Raw genomic sequence first — 17,207 nt, forward strand, 5'->3', positions numbered from 1 at the left:
GTTGATGAAAAAAATATTAATAACTGGCTTCTGTCTGCTTAATTTTCAAATAAACCATATATTCTTAATACACCTACATTTTTTAAGTTTTACGTAGGTGCCTTCGGCATGCCTTTTTTTCATAACTCCAGTATGATTATAGTTTATTAATTTAAATTACATAAAAAACTGTGTAATCTTGTGTAATTATACGAATAGCTACGCTATTTTTTCATATTTATTTAACACAATCCTCTTTCACATATTTCTTTACAAAATCTTTTTGCATCTTCCTTGCCCTTTGTAATATAAATCCTATATTCCTCATTAAGTTCTTTAAATAAGCTCTCTATTTTTTTCTTAATTTCTCTGAAACATCAACTTTTCCTGCCTTAGGATTTATTACAAAGTAATGTTTAGTTAATCCCATTTTTCCTCCTATCATATATCTAATATATGAATTCAATTTATTTTTACCTATAAAGTATACTACATTAGCCTTTAATTATCATCAGAGAAAATGAAATATTTTTATTAACTTTTGTTTAATATGAATATAAAAAAGGAGTAACTTTACTTACTCCCTAAATAAACAAGAATCCTCTTTATTCTTTAATTATCTTCACTTTAAAATTAGTTTTTAATAATTTCCAATTTATTTATTTCCTTCTATAAAATTTATTACTTCTTCTAGAGAATTTAATACTTTTGTTGTCATATTTAAATATTCTTCACTTGGAATTTTCATATCAGGAATGCAGATTACAGGAATTTTAGCCGAATAGGCAGCTTTTATTCCTGCTTCACTATCTTCTAAAACTAAACATTCCTCAGGCTTTAAAGATAGTTTTTCACAGGCTTTTTGAAAAATATCTGGATTAGGCTTGCCCTTTTTTACTTCATGCCCAAATACAAATTCATCAAAATAATTAATTATATTGTGATATTTTAAAATATTCAAAGCCCTGTCTTCCTTACTTGAAGAGGCCATTGCAATTTTAAAGCCCTTTTCTTTTAAATAGGCTAGTAATTTTTCAGCTCCAGCTTTTAAATCTACTCCCTTTGAAAGATAGCTGGCTTCTTTTTTCATTACAATTTCTAATCCCCTTTCAAGGCTTAAAGGAAGTTTATATCTATCTATAAGATTAGTTACATTAACTCTTTCCGTCTTTCCACTATAATTTTGGGCATATTCTTCTAAACTATAATCATATCCGAATTCCCCTAAAAATTCCTTATAAATTTTATAGGAAATTACTTCACTATCAATTAAGAGCCCATCTAAATCAAATATTACTGCCTTTATCATGGTTTTAACTTACCTCCAACCTACTATTTCGTTACTTAAGTATTATTATTCTTTTAAAAATTCTATTACCTTTTTATGTAAAAGGGGCTGAATTAATGGATAAGTTAAATTTTCTGGGATATCTTCAAATAATTTAATTTCTCCTATCTCAAAATCAAACTTATTATTTAATTCCTCTACTTTAGCATAAAATAGTCCTCCAAAGGATTCTGTAAAGTAAGGATTTTCATCGCTTTCTATAGCATACTCGCATATTGGAATTATTTTATATTTTATTGCTCCAGCTTCCTCAAATAATTCCCTTGAAGCAGCATAGCTGATGCTTTCATTTTCTTCCCTATGGCCACCAGGAATTTCCCATGTAGTTCTTTCCTTATGTCTAACATAAAGCCATTTATCTTTATATCTTGTTACAATTGCAACAAATTTTAATTTACTATCTTCTATAGAGCCTAATTCCTTAAAGCTTACTTTGATCATTATTCTTCTCTTCCTCTAAGGATTTCTTAAACCTTTATTTTCTTTCCTCCAACGTTCAAGAGTTGGTATTACCCTGCTTAATTCTTCCCTAGCCTTTTCTTCCCCAAGGGATCTTCCTAAAATAGGTACAAGAATTTCAATCATTTCTTCCATAGTTAAGTTTGGCTGAAGGAATTTCCCATCTTTATAGCAATTTGTACAATAAATTGACTGACTTCCGTCTGCTTCTTTTACTATAAAATGAGCATGTTCCTCATTAAATGGTAAAGAACAACTTTGACACATACTTACTTTTTCCATATATATCAATCCTTTCGTATATCTGAACTAACTCTTAAATTAACTTGCAATAAGAATTTACAGATAGTTAGATATCTGAACTTATTGCCTTAATATGTTTTATAAGTGCTTACCAAAAGTTTGGGCCAACTCCTACTCTACAGCCAACTTGCCCAATTTAATTAGTTTAAAATCTAAAATATTAGATAGCATATAACTATAAAAACTAAGCTGAAGAAAACTTTAAGAGTTAAATTTATTAAGATTGTGAATATTAAGGCTAGATAACAAGATAAGTTCAATAAGCGAATTATTGCGTAAAGAAGTACTAGGCTCAATATATGCTTATTTAACTTATCCTGTTTATCTTCTCCAATTTATATTCACACTTTTTATTAGTTCACAGTTACTGCAAACTAAAAGATTGCTTCCCAATCCTTTATAAGTAGGAATTTAATTTCGCATTTGAAAGCATAAGCTTTATTCTATTTTCTTGATTTATTACCGATTGGGAAGGATCATAGTCAATAACAACAATATTAGCATCTGGGTTTTTGTCTACTATCTTTCTTATGGCACCTCTTCCGCAAATATGGTTTGGCAGGCATCCAAAAGGCTGGGCACATACTATGTTTTTAGCTCCTATATTTATAAGCTCCAGCATATTTGCAACTAGGAGCCAGCCTTCACCCATCTTTACTCCCTGACTAATATAACCCTCAGTTAATTTTCTTAATTCTTCAAAATCTGTTGGCGCCCTAAAAGTTGAATATTTTTCAATATTAGCATTTACTTTTCTTTGAATTTTTAATACTATCTTATAAAGCATTTTTGCTAATTCGGCCCTTTTAAAATTCTTTTTATATAATTTGTAGTCCATAATATTATCAATAATACAGTAATTGATAAAATCCATTAGACCTGATTGAACTACTTCTGCTCCTTCTTTTATTAGAAATTCTTCTAGATTATTATTACCCATTCTAGAATACTTCATATAAATTTCGCCAACTATTCCAACTTTAATTTTATCAGTCTTCTTTATTTTTACACTATTAAATCTATTTATTACTTCCTTTGAAATCTTGTCCACTTTTAAATAAGCTTTAGTATTAAAAGTATTTTTCAAATACTCTACTGTATCTTCCAAAACTCTGTCAGCATCATTTTCTCTAATTTCATAGGGCTTTACCTGATTATAAAGGCACATTAATAAATCACCATAAATAATTGCATGAAACATTTTAATAATAAGCTCTGGTGAAAAATTAATACCCGGATGATCTTCTATTTTCGAAGCACTTAATCCTATAGCAGGTACCTCCTTAAAGCCGCTATTTTCTAAAGCCTTTCTAATTAAATGGATATAATTAGATGCCCTGCAGCCTCCCCCAGTTTGGGTCATTAAGACTGCTGTTTTATTTATATCATATCTCCCACTTTTTAAGGCACTTATAAACTGCCCTATAACTATCATTGCTGGATAGCATATATCATTATTTGAATACTTTAATCCTTCTTCGATTATATCCCTTACATCATCCTCTAAAAACTCTATATCGAAGCCATCATCCTTTAAAACCTTACCCAATAATTTAAAATGCATTGGCAGCATATTAGGTGCCAAGATCTTATAATTCTTCTTCATCTCCTTGGTAAATCTAATATAATCATTAGTTTCAATTTCTTTTGGCATTATTTTAAATTCACTATTCATACCTATCACCTATTTCTAATTGCTTCAACCATACTTCTAATTCTAATTTTTGATGCTCCTAAGTTGCTTGTTTCGTCAATCTTTATCTGGGTATATAGTCTTCCATTTTTCTGTAATATTCCTTTTAATTCATCTGCTATTATTGCATCTGTTCCACAACCAAAGGAAACTAATTGAACTAATTCCATATTATCATGATTTACTACATAATTTGCTGCGTTAAAAAGCCTTGCTTGATAAGTCCATTGATTTAGAATTTGAACCTTTAAGTTTTCCTTATCTATAGGAATAGAATCCTCTGTTAAAACCACAATGTCTAATGAACTAAATAACTTATAAATGCCATGATTTATTTCCTTATCTATATGATAAGGCCTGCCGGCTAAAATTACTGTGAGTAAGCCCTTTGCTTTTGCATATTCTACTGCTTCTCTTCCCTTTTTTAATATATCTTGTTTATATTTTTTATACTCTTCAATAGCCATATCATAGGCCTTAGAAATATCTCTCTTTTTAATCCATTCAAAGTTATCCTTTAAGGATTTATATAAATTTTCTACTGTACTCTTTTTAGAATTTAAATCTAAATAAGGACTTATAAAATTATAAGACTTTATCCTGCTTACATTATTTTTAATAACTTCAGGATAATATGCTACAACTGGACAATTATAATTATCATCAGATATACCCTCATCAAAATTATAAGACATTGCTGGATAAAAAATATTTTTAACATCCTTATTCATTAAGCTTTCAATATGCCCATGAGTTAATTTAGCTGGGTAGCAGGCTGTATCAGAAGGTATAGTATGCTGGCCTGATAAATATAATTTCTTTGAAGAAAGATCAGATAATATTACCTTTATTCCTAATTCATTAAATAATCTAACAAAGAAAGGCAGGTTTTCATACATATTTAAAACCATAGGAATTCCTATAGTCCCCTTCCTTCCATCATTGTTTGAATAGCTTAATAATTTATTAAATTTATAATCATATAAATTAGGAAGCTCATTTAACTTTTCCTTTCCTAAGGGCCTAGAACAATTATTTCCTGATATATATCTTCTTTTGCCTGTGAAAGTATTTATTGTTAAGTTGCAGTGATTTGTACATAAGCCGCATTTTGCAGCCTTTGAGCTATGCACAAAGTTTCTTAATTCCTCATTAGTTATTATAGAGGACTTGTCCAATTTTTTCTCTTTTGCGTATAAGGCAGCACCATAAGCTCCCATAAGACCTGAAATATTAGTTCTTATAACCTTTTGTCCAAGTTCCAGTTCTAGACTTCTTAAAATTGCATTATTGCATAAAGTCCCACCTTGAACCAGGATATTATTACCTAAGTTTTTCTTTCTAATTACCTTGTATAGAGCGTTTTTAACTACACTAATGGAAAGCCCCGCTGATATATCTTCAATAGTTGCTCCATCCTTTTGGGCTTGTTTAACTGAAGAATTCATAAAAACAGTACATCTAGAACCTAAATCAGCAGGATGTTTTGAAAATAAGCCAAGATTTGAGAAGCTTTCTACGTCATATCCAAGGGAATGAGCAAAGGATTCAATAAAGGAACCGCAGCCAGATGAACAAGCTTCATTTAAAACTATGCTTTTTATTGCCCCTTTTTCTATTTCAAAGCATTTTATGTCTTGACCACCAATATCTAAAATATAATCCACATCCTTATTAAATTTACTGGCTGCTATGTAATGGGCTAAGGTTTCTACAATTCCAAAGTCAAGATTAAAGCCCTGCTTAATAAGTTCTTCCCCATAACCAGTAACAGAACTTCCCTTTATCTTAATTTTGTCTCCATAGTTTTCATATATAAAGTTTAACTGCTCCTTAACAACATCTACAGGATTTCCTTTATTATGAGTATAATATTTATAAACTATATTAGCATCATCATCAATTAATAATAATTTTGTTGTGGTACTTCCTGCATCTATGCCTAAATATACATCCCCATTAAAATTATTTATATCTAGTTCATTAACCCTTGCCTTATCATGTCTTTCTATAAATTCCCTATATTCTTCTCCATCTTTAAATAGGGGCTGAATTAAGTTAATTGATTTTTGTACTTTTCCATCTTTATTTAATAAAGCATTCTTTAAGCTGGCATAGCTATAAACTTTTTTTTCATTGCCAGAATAATAAGCTGCTCCTAGTGCAACAAAAACTTCTGCATCCTCAGGAAGGATAGCATCTTCATTATTTAAATTTAGATTTAAAATAAACCTATCCCTTAAGCCTTTAGAAAAGGTTAAAGGACCTCCTAAGAATAATATTTTTCCTTTTATTTCTCTTCCTTGAGCTAATCCCCCTATAGTTTGATTAACTATGGCATCATAAACACTTGCTGCTATGTCTTCCTTCCTTGCTCCTTGATTTAACAATGGCTGAATATCCGTTTTAGCAAAAACTCCACATCTTGAGGCAATTGGATAGATGCATTTATAATCTTCGCTTAGCTTATCTAATTCTTCCACTGTAATTCCCATAAGATTAGCCATTTGATCTATAAATGCACCTGTACCCCCTGCACAGCTGGAATTCATTCTCTCTTCTAAACCATTTGTTAAGAATATTATTTTGGCATCTTCTCCTCCAAGTTCTATAACAACATCTATTTCATTAAACTTCTTCTTAACAGCAATAGTTGTTGCAAAAACTTCTTGCACAAAGGCTATATTTGAATCATTTGCAACTCCATAGCCTGAAGAACCTGTTATTGCAACTTTAAGCTCCTTATCCTTAATAATATTCTTAACATTTTCTAATTCTTCTAAAATTGTTTCTCTAACTTTAGTTAGATGCCTTCTATAACTTTTGTATATAACCTTGTCCTCTTCATTTAATATTACAAGTTTTACTGTAGTTGATCCTGCATCTATACCAAGCCTATATACCATATAAATCTCATCTCCATTAAAAAGTTTACTTTATTTTTTTACAGCTGTCTCTTTCTACTAGTTTTACTGGAAGAACAATCTTTTTACTTATAGTTCGTTCTTCCTTAATTCTTTCCATTATTGTATTTAAAGCAGTTTCTCCCATAAATTCTGTATATACTTTGACCGTTGTTAAAGCAGGAGTTAAGTACTGGGTTGTGGCAATATCATCAAAACCAACAATGCTAATATCTTCAGGTATTTTATATCCTTCCTCATAAATAGCCTTATATGCCCCAATTGCCATTGGATCGCTGGCAATGAAAAAGGCCGTTGGTATATTTTCTAGTTTTAAAGCCTCCTTCATCAGCTTGTATCCATCCTCAGGATTAAAATATCCTTTAAAAATCCACTCTTCTCTTAAATTATCCATTTTAGCCATAAAATTTCTATAAGCCAATTCTCTATAGTTTATTAATTCCTCGCCATTTTCATTACTATGAGGTACAACTTTTGCTCCTATATAGCCAATATTTTTATGGCCTAAACTATATAAGTATTCTAGGGCTTTTATTGAGCCATATTTTAAATCCACAACTATAGAATCAAATTCCCATTCTTCGGGAGATGAATCTATAAATATAATGTTTGAAGAGATCTTCTTTAGTGTTCTTATTTCCTCTTCTTGAAATATTCCTATTGCCATGATTCCATCTATATCTTTATATTCCTTAACATTATTTGATATTACTTTATTTAAAAATAGAGTTTTAAACTCTACATTATTTTTTAAACAATGTTTTTCAATAGCCATTCTTATAGATAAAAAATATGGATCGCTTAATTCTTTACTTTCAGTATAAGAGGTAATTATACCTATCGTATAATTTTTGCTTTTATTTTTTCTTTCCTTTAAAGTCACATAATTCATTTCTTCCGCAATTCTTAGTACTCTAACTCTAGTATCTTCTGAAACATTTAAGCTGGCATCAAAATTTAATATTCTAGAAACAGTAGAAATTGAAACCTTCGCTTTTGCAGCTATATCCTTGATTGTTGCCATATTTTATCACCTCCAACATAGTAAGCACATCCGAAATTAAAAATTTATATTAAGGGGCTGTCAGTGACAGCCCCTTAGTTATTAATTATTAATTTAAGACTATCTAAATATCTCTCAATAGCCTTAGTATCATTTATTTTTAAAACACCGCAATGTTCTAGAACCTTAGTAAAGACTTCCCCTATTTCATCTCTTATTATTTCATCTACATTGTCTTTATTAATATTTGTGTGTTTTTTCTGTATTTCATGGCACCAATCTCCATGAATTTTCATAACCTCGTCTTCGTATATATTAACCTTTTCTCCAAGCAGATATGGCTTTAGCATTTCCATTTCATCTTTTAATCTTGCAGGAAGAACAGCTAATCCTAGAACTTCAATTAGTCCTATATTTTCCTTCTTTATATGATGAAGTTCCTTGTGAGGATGAAAAATTCCATCTGGATGTTCTTCACTAGTTCTATTGTTTCTTAATACCAAATCTAATACAAATAAGTCCTTCTCTCTTCTTGCTATAGGAGTTATTGTATTATGCTTCTCATTATTAGTTTCAGCATAAACTCCTGCTTCCTCATCAGTATAGTTTCTCCAATGTTCTAAAAGTTTATTTGCCAATTCACTTATTTTTTGTCTGTCTTTTCCTTTTAATCTTAACACAGTTAAAGGCCATTTAACAATAGACAGACTTATATCGTTAAAATTAAATTTACAAATATCCTCTGCCTTGTTCATTGGAAATTCATAGGCTCCACCTTGATAGTGGTCATGAGTTAAAATTGAACCCCCTACTATAGGCAAATCTGCATTAGAGCCTATAAAATAATGTGGGAATTTTTCTACAAACTCTAACAGTCTATCAAAGGTCTTCTTTGTAATTTTCATTGGTTCATGTTTATCTGAAAATACTATGCAATGCTCATTATAGTAGGAATAAGGAGAATATTGTAAATACCATCTTTCATCACTTAAAATCAGAGGAATTATTCTTAAATTTTGCCTTGCAGGATGATTTAACCTTCCCTTATATCCTACATTTTCTTTACATAATAAACATTTTGGATAATTTCCTTGAGGCAGATTTTTAGCTGCCGCTATTGCCTTAGGATCCTTTTCAGGCTTTGATAAATTTATTGTTATATCTATATCTCCATATTGGGTTTTACTTTTCCAAACCATGTTTTGAGCTATTCTGTCAGTTCTAATATAATCACAGGCTTTGCTTAATTTATAAAAATAATCTGTAGCTTCTTTTTTTGAAAGATTATATTTTTCATTAAACTTTCTAATAACTTCAGAAGGTCTTGGCATTAAAGCAGCCATTATTTTTGTATCTAATAAATCCCTATATACAGGTGTGTTAGATTCTAAAACCTTGTTTTCATAAGCGTAATTTAAAATATTATTTAAGATTTCAGTAGGTGTTTCAAGTTCTTCCTTTTCTAGAAGCTTTAATTCTTCTTCCCTTATTTCTTCATAGCTGTCTAGATTTAAAATATCTAATAAGCTATTTCTTACAAAAATCTTATCATCCTCAGTGAATAATTCCTTTTTTAGTCCATATATTAACAGTCTTTCAATTTCTCTATAAATTCCCATAGTTTCACCTACTTTTCAAAGCCATTAGGATTATTTTTATGCCAGTTCCATGCTGAAGCTATTATATCTTCTAAATTTGTAAATTTTGGCTCCCATTTTAAAATCTTTTTAGCTTTTTCTGCTGAAGCTATTAGTCTAGCTGGATCTCCGGCCCTTCTTTCACAAACTTTAGCTGGGATTTCATGACCAGTAACTCTTCTAGCAGCCTCAATCATTTCCTTTACTGAGAAACCATTACCGTTTCCTAAATTAAATACGTCGCTACTGTTCCCTGCCCTTAAATATTCTACAGCAAGAATATGAGCATTTGCTAAGTCTGTTACATGAATATAATCTCTTATACAAGTTCCATCTTCTGTATCATAGTCATCCCCATAAATTGAAATAAATTCTCTTTTTCCAAGGGGTACTTGTAATATTAATGGAATTAAATGAGTTTCTGGATTATGAGCCTCTCCAATAGTCCCACTTACATGAGCTCCTGCTACATTAAAATATCTTAAGGCAACATATTTTAATCCATAAGCAGTATCACACCACTTCATCATTTTTTCCATTGCCAATTTTGTTTCACCATAAGCATTTGTAGGCTCTGTTCTATCATTTTCAGTTATCGGCATCTTTTCAACTTCGCCATAAGTAGCAGCTGTTGAAGAAAATACTATTTTCTTAACATTATTCTTTATCATTACCTTTAGTAATACTTCTGTTCCATGAACATTATTGTTGTAATACTTTAATGGATTTGTCATACTTTCCCCAACTAGAGAATTTGCTGCAAAATGTATTACTTCTGTAATGTCATTTTCCTTAAATACCTTATCTAACTCTTCTTCATTTCTTATGTCTACATTATAAAATCTAGCTTGCTTATGAACAGATTCTATATGACCTGTTTCAAGATTGTCTACAACAACAACTTCTTCTCCCTTTTCTATTAATTGATATACTGCATGACTTCCTATATATCCTGCTCCACCACAAACTAAAATCATTTCTATTACCTCCTAAATTTCTCTAGTTCCATCTCCTACATTTGCTATATAGAAACTAACTTCGTATCCTATTTTTTCTTTATATCCTTGTCCAACTTTATTTATAAAATCTTCTACTTTATCTTTTTTAACTAAAGATATTGTACATCCTCCAAAACCTGCACCTGTCATTCTAGAGCCTAAGGTTCCTTCATGCTTCCATGAAAGTTCTACTAAGGTATCTAGCTCAATACCAGTTACTTCATAATCATCTCTTAAGGAAATATGAGATTCATTCATTAACTTTCCAAATGTAACTAAATCTCCATTATTTAACGCTTCCTTAGCTTTTAGAGTTCTTTGATTTTCATATACAGCATGTTTTGCTCTTTTTCTGTTAATTTCATCAGTAATTAGATACTTATTATTTTCAAATTCTTCAATAGTAAGTTCTCCTAGGGAATTTATGTTTAATACTTTTTGTAGTTCTGAAAGAGCTGTTTCACATTGTGATCTTCTTTCATTATATTTTGAATCTGCTAAACCTCTTCTTTTATTAGTATTACCTATTACTAATACTAAATCCTTTAGTTCTAAAGGAACATAGGAATATTTTAAACTATTGCAGTCTAATAAAATTGCATTATCTTTTTTACCCATTCCAATTGCAAACTGATCCATAATTCCACAGTTAACACCTACAAATTTATTTTCTGCTTCTTGAGCATATTTTACTAATTGAACTCTATCAAGTTTTAAATTAAATAATTCATCCATCATTACTCCAATTAGTAATTCTAAGGAAGCAGAAGAAGATAAGCCGGCTCCATTTGGTATGTTTCCATAAATATATGCATCAAAGCCTCTTTCAATATTATAATCATTTTTCATTATAACATCTAGTACACCTTTTGGGTAATTAACCCAGTCATGTTCTTTTTCATATTTTATAGTATCTAAATTAAATTCTATAACTCCTATTTCAGTAAAATTTTCTGAATACATTCTTACAACTTTATCCTCTCTAAGAGCAACAACTCCATAGGTACCAAAGCTTAAGGCACAAGGAAAAACATTACCTCCATTATAATCAGTATGCTCTCCTATTAAGTTTACTCTTCCTGGTGAAAAAAAGGTCCTCACCTTTTCAGAATAGCCAAAAATTTTTTCAAAACCCTTTATAATATTTTCTCTCATAATAAAGTTTCCCCTTTCATTTTTTATAAGATAATTTTAGCAGAAAAAGAAAACATTTTCAATTATTTTTTACTTAATTTTTACTTGTATTTTTACTATATTTTATTGTTTTTTTACTAAAATTATTTATCAAAATTTAAATCTATCTTTAACTTTGGAAGTTCTTTTTTTAACTCTGAAAATTTATGTTGAAAATATCTTCTATTATAGTTAACTTTATTTATATCGCCACCATGTAAAGCTGCTAATTCGTTATAATAATAAGCTTTTTCGTAATTTTCTATCTTAGAATAACAAACAGTTAAATTTAGGGCAGGCACCCAGGTATAATATGCCTTATTATTAAAACCTAAATGATGATCTGCTGACTCACATCTTAAAGCAGCCTCATACCAAAAAATTGCTTCTTCTATTTTATTATGACTGCTAAAAATATCTGCCAGACTACAGCATATTTCCCCTGTAGGTTTATATTCCTTTAAATATCTTAATATAGTATTTGTTGCCATTTCATCATTTCCTTGTATTCTATAGCACCTAATCAAATTATTATAAGCAGCTTTATTGTCTTCAATCCAGCCCTTGTTTTCTGATAAAAATAATTCATAATTGCTAATTGCCTCCTCATAACGGCCATTATAATAAAGTTCATTTGCAAAATAATACCTGTCTCTTGGGCTAAAGGCCAGCTTATCTTCTATCATCTTTAAAAATATTTTTAAATTTCTATCAGTGGCAGCCTTTAGCTTATCATGTATAATTGTTATATCACTGTCTAAAATATTTCCAAATACTTCCAGATACTCATGAACTCTTCCAATCCATTGAAAATTTCTTTCTCTTTTGACCAGTCTATTTCTTTTTAAAGAGAAACTGGTATTTCCTGCTGCATCCCTGGTTAAAGAATAATCCATTGTAACCGAATCTATATTTTTATTTAAACTTTCTTTTAATAATTTTAATTTTTCCCTATTAATATCATCAATATAATCATCAGCATCAAGCCATAGTACATAATCCATTGAAGCTTTACTAAAAGCAAAATTTCTTGCTGCAGCAAAATCCTCTATCCATTCAAAATCGTAAATTTTTGCCTTAAATTTCTTTGCAATTTCCTTTGTATTATCTATAGAACCTGTATCTACTATAATAATTTCATCTACAATATCTTCCACAGAAGATAGGCACCTTTCCAAAGTAGCCTCTTCATCTCTAACTATCATACATAAACTAATTGTAATATTTGATCCTTTCAAAATTAACACCTCATTATTAAATTAATCTCTTATTATTCTATGAAATCTTAATTTAATATTGAATAAAGAAAAAAAATTAAAAGTTTGTAAAGGTTTGTTTACTTTTAAAAAAATGTGATATAATACTAATGCGTAATTGCGGGTGGGAGAGGGAAAAAGAAAGAGGTTAAAAGAAAGGATGGAGAGATTATTTAATTTTACAAAACATAAGACCAGTTTAAAAACAGAATTAATAGCCGGTCTAACTTCTTATTTCTCTGCAGTATATATTATTGTAGTGAATGCAAGCATTTTAAGTGATGGAGGTGTAAAACAAGAGCCCCTCATAATTGCAACCATTTTGGCATCATTTATAGGATGTTTACTTGCAGCTTTTGTAAGTAATGCTCCACTTATAATTATGCCAGGAATGGGAATAAACGCATTATTTACTTATACAATAATTAATACTTTAGGCCTTAATTTTAATCAGGCTTTAGCCAGCGTTTTTACTGCAGGAGTGCTATTTTTAATTGTTGCATCTACTAGCTTATCTAAAATCTTAGATAAGTCAATACCAAAATCTTTAAAGGAAGCTATTTCAGTTGGTATTGGATTTTTTATTACTTTTTTAGGATTACAAAAAAGCGGTCTTATAGCTGCTGATCCTTCTACTTTTGTAAAAATACAATCCTTTAATAATCCAAGAGTTGTATTTTTCATCGTAATATTTATTATTACTCTATTTTTATTTGTAAAAAATATACCAGGAGCCTTCCTAATCAGTATAATAATAGGTACTGTTTCATCAATTATGTTAGGGCTTACAGAACTGAATTTATCAGGTTTTTCCTTACCAAATTTTAAGGAATACTCATCAATTTTCTTTAACTTAGATTTTACTAACCTTTTTAGTTCACAGTTCTGGATAGCAACCTTTTCATTTACTTTAATTTTAGTATTTGAAAATATAGGAATACTTCATGGACAGATAACAGGCTTATTAAAGGCACCTGAAAAGCAAAATAAAAGTTTAATTGCAGTTGCCCTATCTACAATTGCCTGTGGACTTTTAGGAACAAGTCCATCTGTGTCAACTGTTGAAGGAACTGCTGGCATTTCAGCTGGCGGAAAGACAGGTTTTACCTCGATTGTTACCGCTTTCCTAATTTTAATATCTATGCTTTTTATACCTTTTTTAACCTTGATACCTAATGAAGCAATTGCACCTATATTAATAATTTTAGGCTGCTTAATGGTTAAAAGCATAAAAGATATTAATTTTGAAGATATTTCTGAAGCTATTCCTGCTTTTTTAACTATTGCTTTAATTCCATTCACCTTTAGCATAATAGATGGTATAGCCTTCGGATTTATATCTTATACTTTAATAAAGCTTATAGTTAAAAAGAAAGAAGAAATTTCATTTCCTATGTATATTATTTCAATCATTTTTATAATTTACTTTCTTCTTTCAGCATTATAATGTTTTATATTAAGATAAATTTTAAATAAAAATAATATGTAACATAAGACCTAAAATGTATTTATAAATAAATTAATAAAAAACTACTAAGGCCTTGAGTTTAATATATGCTCTTAGCTTAGTAGTTTTTTTATAATTCCTTCTATCTAGTTATAAAGCTGGCATTTATTCTTATATCTTATATTCTAACTTTTTATAAATATTTATAAAGTCCTCCAGCATCCTTGCTGTCATTCCCCATATTACTTTATCCTTATAAAGATAAAATAAAGTTTCTACTTCTCCTTGATAGAACTTATAATTAGCACCACCATTTATTAAATGGTAAGGAAAGTTATCTCTATTAACTTCAAGCTTGTTTATTACTTTAATCGGCTCAGTCTTTAACAATTCTTCTATTGGAATAATCAATAATTCCTCTACTTCATCCCTATTTATTTTAATTTTTTCAGCTTCCTTTATATAGCCTAAATATGGATGAATTATTTGATTATAATGAGTAACAAGAATATCTAAAGGACAAATTATTTCATAATCTTCCTTGTCTAACCCTATTTCCTCCTTAATTTCCCTTAAAAGAGCCTCTTCTACTTCCTCCCCTTCATCTATTCCTCCTCCAACAAAGGAAATATCTCCAGGCTGAGTTTTCATAGATTTAGCCCTGACTTCAAAAACTATATTTAATTTATTTTCTATCTCAAGAAGCATCACTGCTACTGTTGATCTTTTCATTTTTTCCCAGCCGCTAATGTATGGATTATTATTTTTTAATTTATTGATAATATCCTTAATCATATATTCCTCCCCATTTAAGCTGCTATCTTTTTAATGTATATTATTAATTTTATATTAAAAGGACTGCCAATGACAGTCCTTTTATAGTTCTTTATTTTCTATTATTTTATATATAATTTCTGCTCTCTCAGCTCCTAAGTATGGATAGATTTTAGCTTCTATTTTTCCATCCTGATAAGCTCTTTCACCATTGACTTCAACTATCTTAGTCACTTTCTCTCTTAATTTTTCTTCACTTAGAAGATCTTCTAAATAAGCATCAACTAAATCCTTTAGGCAGGTGCCTAATTCTTTTGGGTTTTTATATTTTGTTCTCATTTGCAACTCCTTTTATAATATATAGTTATATGATTTATGGACTTAAATATAAACTATATTTTAATTTCTGTAAATACTCTTTATTTTAATCCTAAAGCTAATTATTTTTTATTTTAGGATTTGGTAAAAAGGCAAAGAATATTAATAATGAAATAATAATAAATACAAAGCCTGCAAAATACATACTAAAATATCCAAAGCTCTTTTGAAGCCATGCATATATAGAAGGGTAAATAAAATTAGATCCTCCTGTACTTAGCACAGATAAAATTGAAAAGGAAATAGCAACTAAATCACTTTCAACGATATCTCTTAAATATTTAAATAAAAATGTTAAATATATTCCGTATAGTACTCCATGAAGCTGGTCCCCTAAAACTATAAGGGTAACTTTACCAGTTGAGAATAATAATACTTTAATGGAAGCAATAGCTAATGCAGTCATTAAACATTTTTTACTGTTTAATTTACTTGCGTATTTTGAAACTATCATAAAGGAAAAGAATTCTACAACTACCCTAAAACTAATTGATGTACTATAAATGCTGTTTGCTTTATTAGTATCTTGTATAATGTCTACTAAATATGTTGAATAAGCAAAATCTAATCCCATATAACTTCCCATACCTAAAGCTACAGCTAAAAATAAAAATAATACATTTTTATTTTTAAGTAAATCTTTTATTTCAACTTTATTAGAATTTATTGATATTTCCTTATCACTATTAATATTTCTAAATTTTAATAATATTATCAGCATTAAAATAATTAATAATGCAAAAGCTGATAAATGTAATGCCCTATAACTGAAAGTGCTTATTATGATTCCTCCAAGAAAAACAATACAAGCATATCCTATAGATCCCCATTTTCTAATATCTGAAAACTCAAAGCCGCTAAAGGAAGCAAGTTCTTCTATATATATTTCGAATATGCCTGCTAGGGAATTTAAAATAAATCCATAAACAAGGGCAAAATATATTGCTGTATCTAAATTAATAAACATTAAACCAATAATTGCAAGTAAAACAGTTATAAGATAGCTTATTATAAATCTTTTTTTATCTTTTACCTTTGAATAAAAATTAGTTAAGAGTGGTTGTCCAATAATGTTAAATAAAGCCCCTAATGTTACAACCTTACTAACATCAGACAAATTTAATCCTACATTTTGATTTAAATATGGATAATAAAAAGTTACAATTATACTAAATAAACCAAATATAATAAATGTGCTTATGTTATAATATTTCTTCATTACATTCCTCCAATTTTTTAACTAGAAGTGGGATGCCTGCTATTAAACAATGAAATACTAGTATTTCATATTAAAAGGGCTGTCAAGACAGCCCCTTTTGCTAATTAACTATTTTGTAGTCCATAAACCATGAATATTACATAATTCTCTTATTTTTTCAATTTCTCCACTTATTTTAAATTCTGCTTCTGGTTTCTTACTTGGGTCTAATTCTTGTCTATATACCTTGCCGTCTTTTGTTATTACTTCTATCCATTCAATATAATGTTCTGCCAGCATTGGATGTTCAACATCTCCAACTTTAATATATGTTACTCCATCCTTTTCTTCATATACAGGTACATGTTTTTCTACAGCAGCATCAACTGTATTTTCTTGATATAACTTCATTTCCTTTCCACAGCATACTAACTTGCCGCCAGTTTCTCTTAGAGCTTCTACTACGGATCCGCATACCTCACATTTATAAATTCCCAATTTTTTAATCATAATAAACACTCCCTCTATAATCTTTAATTTTCTTTAATATACTCAATCATTCTTAGATTTTCATAATTGACATAATAAAGTACATGGATATAACTTATATTTATAAGAAATATTGGAATCACAGGGT

General features: G+C 29.3%; 15 protein-coding genes. 1 reads left to right on the top strand and 14 read right to left on the bottom strand.

Features of this window, described 5'->3' with window-relative positions; all coding sequences use genetic code 11:
• Positions 1–634 precede the first annotated feature (634 nt).
• The 10 genes from KQI16_RS03570 to KQI16_RS03615 form a co-directional block, all read right to left on the bottom strand.
• Positions 635–1,288, bottom strand: a complete 654-nt coding sequence (locus KQI16_RS03570; protein WP_216432286.1) for an HAD family hydrolase — start codon at positions 1,286–1,288, stop codon at positions 635–637.
• Positions 1,289–1,333: 45 nt separating this feature from the next.
• Positions 1,334–1,768: an NUDIX hydrolase gene (locus KQI16_RS03575; RefSeq protein ID WP_216432288.1), complete on the bottom strand. Its 435-nt coding sequence runs from the start codon at positions 1,766–1,768 to the stop codon at positions 1,334–1,336.
• A gap of 15 nt (positions 1,769–1,783) precedes the next feature.
• Positions 1,784–2,068 carry a zinc ribbon domain-containing protein gene (locus KQI16_RS03580; protein WP_216432289.1) on the bottom strand — a complete coding sequence of 95 codons (285 nt, stop codon included), beginning with the start codon at positions 2,066–2,068 and terminating at the stop codon, positions 1,784–1,786.
• Between the two features lie 418 nt (positions 2,069–2,486).
• A complete protein-coding gene (locus tag KQI16_RS03585) occupies positions 2,487–3,764 on the bottom strand; it encodes a 2-hydroxyacyl-CoA dehydratase (protein ID WP_286172861.1) in 1,278 nt (425 codons plus the stop codon).
• Between the two features lie 5 nt (positions 3,765–3,769).
• Positions 3,770–6,688: an acyl-CoA dehydratase activase-related protein gene (locus KQI16_RS03590; protein WP_216432291.1), complete on the bottom strand. Its 2,919-nt coding sequence runs from the start codon at positions 6,686–6,688 to the stop codon at positions 3,770–3,772.
• A gap of 25 nt (positions 6,689–6,713) precedes the next feature.
• Positions 6,714–7,730, bottom strand: coding sequence for a LacI family DNA-binding transcriptional regulator (locus tag KQI16_RS03595; RefSeq protein WP_216432294.1), 1,017 nt, complete (start codon positions 7,728–7,730; stop codon positions 6,714–6,716).
• Positions 7,731–7,804: 74 nt separating this feature from the next.
• Positions 7,805–9,328 carry a UDP-glucose--hexose-1-phosphate uridylyltransferase gene (galT, locus tag KQI16_RS03600; protein ID WP_216432296.1) on the bottom strand — a complete coding sequence of 508 codons (1,524 nt, stop codon included), beginning with the start codon at positions 9,326–9,328 and terminating at the stop codon, positions 7,805–7,807.
• An 8-nt stretch (positions 9,329–9,336) separates the two neighbouring features.
• Positions 9,337–10,323: a UDP-glucose 4-epimerase GalE gene (gene galE / locus KQI16_RS03605; RefSeq protein WP_216432298.1), complete on the bottom strand. Its 987-nt coding sequence runs from the start codon at positions 10,321–10,323 to the stop codon at positions 9,337–9,339.
• A 12-nt stretch (positions 10,324–10,335) separates the two neighbouring features.
• The gene (locus tag KQI16_RS03610) at positions 10,336–11,499 is read right to left on the bottom strand and encodes a galactokinase (RefSeq protein ID WP_216432300.1); all 1,164 of its coding nucleotides are present in this window, start codon (positions 11,497–11,499) and stop codon (positions 10,336–10,338) included.
• A 122-nt stretch (positions 11,500–11,621) separates the two neighbouring features.
• Positions 11,622–12,755 carry a glycosyltransferase family 2 protein gene (locus tag KQI16_RS03615; RefSeq protein ID WP_286172862.1) on the bottom strand — a complete coding sequence of 378 codons (1,134 nt, stop codon included), beginning with the start codon at positions 12,753–12,755 and terminating at the stop codon, positions 11,622–11,624.
• A 178-nt stretch (positions 12,756–12,933) separates the two neighbouring features.
• Between KQI16_RS03615 and KQI16_RS03620 the strand changes: the two genes are divergently transcribed.
• Positions 12,934–14,220, top strand: coding sequence for an NCS2 family permease (locus KQI16_RS03620; protein ID WP_216432302.1), 1,287 nt, complete (start codon positions 12,934–12,936; stop codon positions 14,218–14,220).
• A 171-nt stretch (positions 14,221–14,391) separates the two neighbouring features.
• Here KQI16_RS03620 and KQI16_RS03625 read toward each other — a convergent pair whose 3' ends face one another.
• The 4 genes from KQI16_RS03625 to KQI16_RS03640 form a co-directional block, all read right to left on the bottom strand.
• Positions 14,392–15,015, bottom strand: a complete 624-nt coding sequence (locus KQI16_RS03625; protein ID WP_216432304.1) for an NUDIX hydrolase — start codon at positions 15,013–15,015, stop codon at positions 14,392–14,394.
• Positions 15,016–15,096: 81 nt separating this feature from the next.
• Entirely contained in the window at positions 15,097–15,333 is a 237-nt protein-coding gene (locus tag KQI16_RS03630) for a TIGR04540 family protein (RefSeq protein ID WP_216432306.1), read from the bottom strand.
• Between the two features lie 97 nt (positions 15,334–15,430).
• Positions 15,431–16,591 carry an MFS transporter gene (locus KQI16_RS03635; protein ID WP_216432307.1) on the bottom strand — a complete coding sequence of 387 codons (1,161 nt, stop codon included), beginning with the start codon at positions 16,589–16,591 and terminating at the stop codon, positions 15,431–15,433.
• A 108-nt stretch (positions 16,592–16,699) separates the two neighbouring features.
• Positions 16,700–17,080 carry a desulfoferrodoxin gene (locus tag KQI16_RS03640; protein ID WP_216432309.1) on the bottom strand — a complete coding sequence of 127 codons (381 nt, stop codon included), beginning with the start codon at positions 17,078–17,080 and terminating at the stop codon, positions 16,700–16,702.
• Positions 17,081–17,207 lie beyond the last annotated feature (127 nt).

The organism is Caproiciproducens sp. MSJ-32, from assembly GCF_018918055.1.
Classification (GTDB): Bacteria; Bacillota; Clostridia; order Clostridiales; family Clostridiaceae; genus Clostridium.